The sequence below is a fragment of the Inquilinus sp. genome (assembly GCF_057815775.1).
On the sequence record NZ_JBYRFX010000269.1, the window covers coordinates 1 to 5,921 of the forward strand.

General features: G+C 65.2%; 4 protein-coding genes and 1 pseudogene. 2 read left to right on the forward strand and 3 right to left on the reverse strand.

Translation table 11 applies throughout. The annotated features are described in order from the left end of the window. Positions 1-526 (forward strand): hypothetical protein (locus AC3XYG_RS09525; RefSeq protein ID WP_489139584.1); only part of this gene is annotated, 526 nt, incomplete at its 5' end. A 112-nt stretch (positions 527-638) separates the two neighbouring features. Here AC3XYG_RS09525 and AC3XYG_RS09530 read toward each other — a convergent pair. From AC3XYG_RS09530 to AC3XYG_RS09540, 3 genes and pseudogenes are all read right to left on the reverse strand, one after another. Continuing rightward, the gene (locus AC3XYG_RS09530; RefSeq protein WP_489139585.1) at positions 639-3,263 is read right to left on the reverse strand and encodes a ricin-type beta-trefoil lectin domain protein; all 2,625 of its coding nucleotides are present in this window, start codon (positions 3,261-3,263) and stop codon (positions 639-641) included. 46 nt (positions 3,264-3,309) lie between these two features. Continuing rightward, on the reverse strand, positions 3,310-3,627 hold the full coding sequence (locus AC3XYG_RS09535; protein ID WP_489139586.1) for a hypothetical protein: 318 nt from the start codon (positions 3,625-3,627) through the stop codon (positions 3,310-3,312). Positions 3,628-3,733: 106 nt separating this feature from the next. Next, positions 3,734-4,776 (reverse strand): annotated as a pseudogene (locus tag AC3XYG_RS09540) (LacI family DNA-binding transcriptional regulator). Between the two features lie 213 nt (positions 4,777-4,989). Here AC3XYG_RS09540 and AC3XYG_RS09545 point away from each other — a divergent pair. Beyond that, positions 4,990-5,921 (forward strand): carbohydrate ABC transporter permease (locus AC3XYG_RS09545; protein ID WP_489139587.1); only part of this gene is annotated, 932 nt, incomplete at its 3' end.

Here is a 5,921-nt window from a genome sequence, read left to right on the forward strand (position 1 = left end):
GGTCCAGCGCTATGCCATCCTGGCCAAGGGCGAAGCGGCATTGACGGCGGCCGGCATCGCCGTCCGCTATGTCGTCGCCAACCCATCCTCCTACGCCTATTTCAGCGCCGACCGGCCGGACGGCCATGGCGGCTTCGGACCCTTTGCCGGCGCTGCCGCCTGCCCGAAATACGACCACTGGAAATACGGCATGCACGACCTGCCGCGCTATGCCGGCTCTGCCACGCCGCAGGCGCTGGAGCAGGCCTATATCGGCCGCGATGTCGCCTATCTCCTCGGCACGGCCGATACCGACCCCAATCATCCGGCGCTGGACAAGACCTGCATGGCCGAGGCCGAGGGGCCATACCGCCTGGCCCGCGGCCAGGCTTATCTGCAGTACCTGCGCGGCCGCCATCCCGACGGATTCCGCCAGACCCTGCGGCTGGTCCAGGGCATCGGCCATGACGGCGACCGCATGCTGACCTCGGCCTGCGGCCTGGCCGTCTTGTTTGACCAGCCGGGCTGCGCGCCGTCGGCACCATGATCTGTGGATCGGGTGCCGCGCCTAAGGACGCGATGCGATCCTGACGAGAACCAGCCGGCCCACCCCATTCCCCGGGTGGGCCGGCCGATCCGGTGGCGGCCAGTCAGACGGCTCAGTTGAACACGATCTGCACGTTGCAGATGTCGGGGGACTGGTCGCCCCTCAGCCCTTGCAGCGATTGCGGCGTGAGGCCGTAGCCGAAATTCTCGGTGTTCCAGTTCAGGGAGCAGCTGTTCCCGCTGATCATCGGTTCGAACTGCACAGCATAGGTGCTGTTGGAGTAGTTCAGGTCGTAAAGATAGACGTTGCTGCTGATGTCGCCGTTGTGGGCCGGCAATCCGTTGACGTAGGACAGCGTCCCGAACGGGCCGATAGTTAAATTGTTGGTATTGACCGATATGTAGCTGGCATGGTTGCCGACGAGTTCGCCAACCGTCAGCGTGTTGGGCGTGCAGTTCCGGACATTGACCAGAAGGATCTGGTTCCAGCCGCCTTCGTTCTGCCGCAGCAGATCCCCGGCATCGACGGCATAGAGGCTGATATTGTCCCAGCCGGCCTGGCGCCGGAACACGTTGAACCGTTGCGCCCCGAGGCTCCAGAGCTTGGCCATTGCCTCGTTGCTGGGATAGCTCGGGTTCTTGAACTGGCTCCAGTCGCCGGTCGCCAGCATGTAGGCGTTGTAGACGTCGCCCTGCAGGCCCTCCTGCCACACGCCCTGCGCATTCGGCGGCAGGATGCTGGAGAGCGAGTAGCTGTTCGGGATCGAATACCAGGTCCAGACCTGATAGCTGGCCGACAGCAGATACTGCATGATCGCCAGCTCGGACCCTTTTCCGACATCGTCAGCCAGGGTGTCGGCCGAGACGCGGGTCAGGTCCAGGGACCAGGGATGCCACCAGGGCATGGCCACGAGCTGGGCGACGGCCCGGACCTTCCCCCAATCGTTCAGCACCACCGTTGCCTGGTCGGCGCTGGCGGTCTGAACCGCCTTGAACGTCTGGTCGATCAGCGTCTGCAGGGCCGAGGCGGCCATGACGAATTTCTTCAGCTCGACATCGCCCTTGCCGGTGGCGAGGTCGATCCCAGTCTGCAGCAGGGAGGCCGCGGCCCCGCCCACATCGGGGATGAGGTTGACCGCCGCCAGGACCAGGCCCTCGATGACCGTTCCGGCACTGCCCGTCGCGTTTCCGAACGAGCCGCCGATGATGCCCTCGATGGTCTGGACACTGTCCTTCACCGAGGATTGCATGGCCGTGTGCAGGGCCCAGAGCACGTTGTACATTCCCTGCACGGGAATGACGGCGTCCAACTCCTTTCCGATCTGCGACTGAACGCTGGGCCAAGCGGCCGCCTCGGTGGGATCGCTCGGCGGCGCGATCGTCGGCAGCTGCGTCTGCCAGCTCTGCAGCAGGGCGGTGTCCGCGCTGGTGTAGCCGCCGCGGATGCCGTCCGCGTATTCGCATTTCGGGGTCAGCTGCGTGGTGAGGTAGGTGTAGCACTCATACGCCGGCGTGCCCGCGGCCGCGGTGGGGTACGGGTTCGGCGGCTGCACCAGGATGGTCTCGAGCGGATAGCCGTTCGGCGTGAACCAGAGCTGGCTGTTGTCGCTCGGGATGCCGCTGCCGAGCGTGATCGCCTGGCCGTTGACCGTGAGGTAGAGCCCCGACGAAAAATTCGCGATGCGCAGCGCCGTGTATTGGTACGTCTTGATCCCATCGGTGAAGCTGTCCAGTTCGGACGTCACCACCCATTGCTGGAAGCTGGTGTAACCGTCCGGCTGCCTCGGCAGGACGCAGACGTCGGTGCCGATCTGGCTCAACACCAGCTGGGGATTGAGCGCACTGACGATGAAGCCGTCGGCCGTGAAGTTCCAGATCGACGAGTCGGGTTGCGACAGCGTCCCCAGGGCCACATCGACCTTTGGCGAGTCGATCGACGCTCCATCCTCCGGCACGGTCAGGCCCTGCAGATTGGCCATATCGCTCGCCCCGAAGGCCAAAGACGCGCTGGTCACGGAAATGATCGCTGTCGGCTGCTGCACGGGGACCGCGATCGGCTCGATCTCCCAGCAATAATTTCCGGCCGTGTTCGGATCGGACGGATAGGTGATGAGCGGGGTGCCCTTGCCGACGCCCTGGTATCCCGTCAGGTACTGGCCGTTGGAGTTGTTGACGAATATTCCATATTTCGGTTCGTTTGCCACGCCGCCGGATTGCAGGGACCAGATCTGGCTCGCCTTGCCGGTGGATTTCTGGGCCAGGACAACCGCCGGTGACCCGGAGTATTGCTGGCTGCCGCTGAGATCCATCACCATGTCGGAATTGGTCGCCGACGCGATGTAATAGGCCGGCGCGGCGTTGCCGCCGACAGGTTCGGCCGGCTGCAGCGACCAGACGGAATTGTTCTGGCTTGGAAGATTGGCCTCCAACGTCCAGAGGATGATCGCCTGGTTGGCGAATGGGGTGCCACCATTTTGGGCGTTAAGGCCCAGTTGAGGGGCACCCTGAATCCGGATGTAGAAGAGCTGTGGCATCTGTCTTCCCCTGGCTGAAATACTTCCGGCGGCGCAGACTGTGATCCGCCAGCTAATGGTGTCGAAGAATAAGACTGAAATAATACGGCCAGGGGGAGGGCGGTAGGTCCAGATCAGGGGGATCGTTGGTACCAGATGGCGAATGTGGGCCGGTCCGGGGACTGCCTTCGACGTGGCGGCCCATCCCTCCGGCCTGTCAGCCATGGGGCGATGAGCCGGGACGATGCGTCCGCACCGCCCCGGCTGGGGGTCACTCGTTGACCGTGTATTTGCCGAGCTCGCACAGGTTGATGCCGTCGTTCTCCGCCGTTCGGCCGTCCTCGAACACCGTCTTCAGATCGTAGGTGCAGGTCCGCCGGCCGTCGCCGATGGTCACCGACACCTCATTGCCGGCGGGCAGAAACTTGCCGTCCAGCAGATTCTTCTCCCAGTCGTCGACATTGGCCGGCGATACGTAGAATTCCGTGGCGCTGACGGAGGTGGCGTTCGTCAGGGTGAATTCCAAATCGTCCGCCATGGCCGGGCCGGAAACGGCGGCAAAGCCGGCGGCCAAGGCCGCTGCGAGCAAATATGTCTCGAAATTCCGCATAATGTGTCCTTCGCACAATATTGCGCCTCAAAAATCAGAATGCGCGCATCAATAATACATCAAATTCATCGGAAATGTATGGATATCAAAGGGGTTTCCGCCGGTTCGCGCCGCAGGAATCGCGGATGATCAGCTCAGTCGGCAAGGCGATGCGCCGCTGCGCGATCGGCTCGCCCTTCAGCAGGCGGATCAGCAGCTGTGCCGCCTGCCGGCCCTGTTCGACGCCGGGATTGCGCACCGTGGTCAGGGCAGGGCGTAGCTGGGCGGCGAAGGGCAGGTCGTCGAAGCCGACGATGGCGATGTCGTCCGGCACCACAGCCCGGCATCGGTGATCGCCGCCATGGCGCCCAGAGCGATGGTGTCGTTGCCGGCCAGCAGGGCGGTCGGGCGTTCGCCGCCGCGCGCCAGCAGCTCCCGCATCGCCGCATGGCCACTCTCGGCGCTGAAGGCGCCATAGGCGACTAGGCGGTCGTCGGGCGCGATGCCGTGGGCGGTCAGCGATTCGCGGTAGGAGTTCAGCCGCGCATCGGTCGCCACGAAGCCCGGCGGGGAAAAGCCGATATGGGCGATGGCGCGATGGCCCAGCCCGACCAGATGGTCGACCGACCGGCGGATGGCGCGGCGGGTGGAGAAGTTGCAGGCGTGCTCGCGCGGGTGGCGGACCGAACCCAGCAGCACCAGTGGGAAGCCCTGGTCGATCAGCGCATGGATCTGCGGCGCGTCGGTCGGCGGGTTCAGCACGATCATGCCGTCGATCCGGCGGCTTTCGACCAGGTCGGCATAAGCGTGCAGGCCGGCGCCGGGTTCGACCCCCTCCAGCAGCACGCGATAGCCGCTCTCGCGGTTGACCTGGCTGATGCCGTACAGCAGCTGCGGCACGAAGCCGTCGACGCTCAGCACCTGCGGATGCGTGACCACCAGGCCGATCGTCTCCGTGTCGCCGCGCACCAGCATGCGGGCCGCCGAATTCGGCCGATAGCCCAGCTCCGCCGCGGCGTCGAACACGCGCTGCCGGGTTTCGGCGCTGAGCGTCACGGCGTCGGACCGGTTCAGCACCATCGACACGGTCGCCCGCGACACCCCGGCGCGGCGCGCGACATCGTGGCTGGTGATCCTGCGTCGTTCCATGCCGATCCGTTCTTTGCCGATCCGGTCCCGGTCGTGGGACCGGGCGAGATCGTTCCCCTCGTCCTGTTGCCATGCCGGCTGCCGCTTGACAACCCGTCCGGATGAGGTTTGATTATAGCTAACACGTGTTAGTAACGAAAGTGACACGTGTCATCCGGACATCAGAAGGCTCTGCGCCCAAGCGCAAGAGCCCGATCGGGGGAGGTGTCGAGCATGGTGGCAGCGGAATGGACCAAGCCGGCACCAGCCATCGGCTGGCTGCGGTCGCGGCCCAGGCTGCGGGCGGCGCTGCAGCGCAACCTGACCGGCTGGCTGTTCATCCTGCCCGCGCTGATCGGATTCTGTGTCTTCTACCTGTACCCGACACTGCGGGCGGTCGAGATCAGCCTGACCGACTGGAACCTGATGCGGGCGCCGAAATTCATCGGCCTCGACAACTACGTCAAGCTGGCGGCGGATCCGCGGTTCTGGCAGTCGGTGCGGATCACCCTGGCCTATGTGGTCTACAACATCCCGCTGCAGACCGTGCTCGGCCTGGGCCTCGCCCTGCTGATGGACCGGCTCAGCAAATCCGTGGCGCTGCGGGCGATCGTGATCGCGCCCTACCTGCTGTCCAACGTCATCGCTGCGCTGATCTGGCTGTGGCTGCTCGACCCGCTGCTCGGCATGACCAATGTCGTGCTCGGCCTGATCGGGGTGCCGCACCAGGCCTTCCTGGCGTCGCCCGATTTGGCGATCGTCTCGGTCGCCGCGATCAACATCTGGCGCCATGTCGGGCTGACCGCGCTGCTGTTCTATGCCGGGCTGCAGGCGATCCCGCGGTCGCTGCAGGAGGCGGCGCGGCTGGAGGGGGCAGGGGAGTGGACGGTGTTCCGCCGGGTCACCCTGCCGCTGCTGCGGCCGGTGCTGGTGTTCGTGCTGGTGACCAGCGTGATCGGGTCGTTCCAGGTGTTCGACACCATCGCCGTGGCGACCCAGGGCGGGCCGGCGAATTCGACCAGCGCGATCATCTGGTACGTCTACGAAAGCGCCTTCCGCTTCTCGAAGATGGGCTACGCCTCGGCGATGTCGGTGGCGCTGTTCGCCGTGCTGATCCTGATCACCATCCTGCAGATGCGGGCGCTGCGCGCCGGCAGCTCGGACCT

Bases quoted from the DNA above. Each gene is read 5' to 3' on its own strand.
- AC3XYG_RS09530 (WP_489139585.1), bottom strand. From the start codon at position 3,263: ATGGCTGACAGGCCGGAGGGATGGGCCGCCACGTCGAAGGCAGTCCCC.